We start from the raw sequence: 1,623 nt of genomic DNA on the forward strand, positions 1-1,623 counted from the left end.
ATTCTAATTCACTTTTTATAAAACCAATTAGTGAAAGATGTTTTAAATATTTTTTTACTGAAAAAAACACATCTGCATTCGGTTTTAAAACAATTAAATTTTCAATGTAAAATATTACTTTATTTTTTACTTTTTTATGAGTTTCACCTTTATACTCCTTAATGATTCCTTCCGTTAAGTAATTAAAGATATTATCAAAAAAAGTTTCGAATAAATTGTCAATATTGTTAAGCTTAATTTCTGAACTCTTCCATAACCAACTAAAAACGATCGATTCAAAAATCTTTAGTTCAAAATTATTGTCACGTAATTCCTTATATTTCTGATAAATTAAAGTTTGTGAATTAAAATCAAAATGATTGAATTGCAATTCTCTTTTAGATATAGTATCTGATATTTTGTTACTGTTTTTAATAAAATATAATAATTCTGAAAAAGAATCTATTTTGTACCCCACATCTGCTAGTTTATTTCTTATTTTTTCAGAATAATTTTTATCAAACCAAGTTAAAAATGAAATTACATCAGATTTTTCATGAAATAATTTATTAGACTCTCTAACACTTTCTAAAAAATCATCTATCTGGAACAAAAGCTTCCCAATATGATTCATTGTTGCTTGAGTGTTTTCTCTTACAGGCGAAATAAAATAATCTTTGTAAAAAATGGAATGCTCCATATCTCCCCATACTGATAATAATTTACTTTTTATTTGCAACTCAAATGCATACTGATTTAAATGAGCGTTTATTTTGTAAATATCTAGACCATTTGTCATTACAGTTGGTTGAGAACTTAAATCATCTTTATTTAATTTTATATCATCAATATCAAGTTTTGATTCATGAGTTCTTAGAAGTGAATGAATCTTTTTACAATCAACATTTAAATCTGTCAAAATCTTCACTCCAATAATATCACCTAACCCTTTAAATGTTTGCTTAATTCTAGTTTTTTCATTTTCAATATTTGAAATGTTCTTAAGAAAAGTGAAGTTTTTACTAAGAAGATTACCTCTATAAAATTTTTCTCGAAGACTTTTTTCTTCTTTAATTCTATAAACAATGTTGAAATATTTTATATCTCGAACACTGTTTTTGGAAAAAAGATCAAAGTCATTACCATTATCGTCAATGACACTTTTTATCTTATTTACTATTGAAATTGCAGTGTCTTTAAGATCAGTTTGAAAATTTTCCTCACAATAAATTTCAATTAATTTATTAATAACAATATTTTCTTTCTCAATCTGATCCATATGTTAGATATTATTTATCCATCTAAAAGTAATGATTATTTGTACTAAAATCTTAAATTTTGATACAAATAAAAAGTCGCATTAAATGTCTCTGTAAAATTATTAGAATCTTTTCTTTCCCTTTTTATAAAATCAAAATCTTCTTCCGTAGGCATAATATTTAAATCAATTTTTTTATAAATAGATTTAATAATTTTTTGTTTTAAATTTAAGTCTGTAGCTTCTAAAAATACTTTATAAAGATTTGAATAAGACAGATTAGAAAAGTCGGTATGAAATAACTTGTTTTCATGTAACAAATCTACTAACTGATTCTTTTTGCTTTTGTAACCATCTGACGCCCCTTTTATTACACTCAAATTCTC

The 1,623-nt window shown here is 23.8% G+C and carries 2 protein-coding genes; both read right to left on the minus strand.

Features of this window, described 5'->3' with window-relative positions; all coding sequences use genetic code 11:
* Window positions 1–1,258 (minus strand): nucleotidyltransferase family protein (locus B0A80_RS20650; protein ID WP_089078511.1); only part of this gene is annotated, 1,258 nt, incomplete at its 3' end.
* A 44-nt stretch (window positions 1,259–1,302) separates the two neighbouring features.
* A partial coding sequence (locus B0A80_RS20930; protein ID WP_165769314.1) for a hypothetical protein occupies window positions 1,303–1,623 on the minus strand: 321 nt, incomplete at its 5' end.

The sequence above is a fragment of the Flavobacterium tructae genome (assembly GCF_002217475.1).
In the GTDB taxonomy this organism is placed as follows: domain Bacteria; phylum Bacteroidota; class Bacteroidia; order Flavobacteriales; family Flavobacteriaceae; genus Flavobacterium; species Flavobacterium tructae.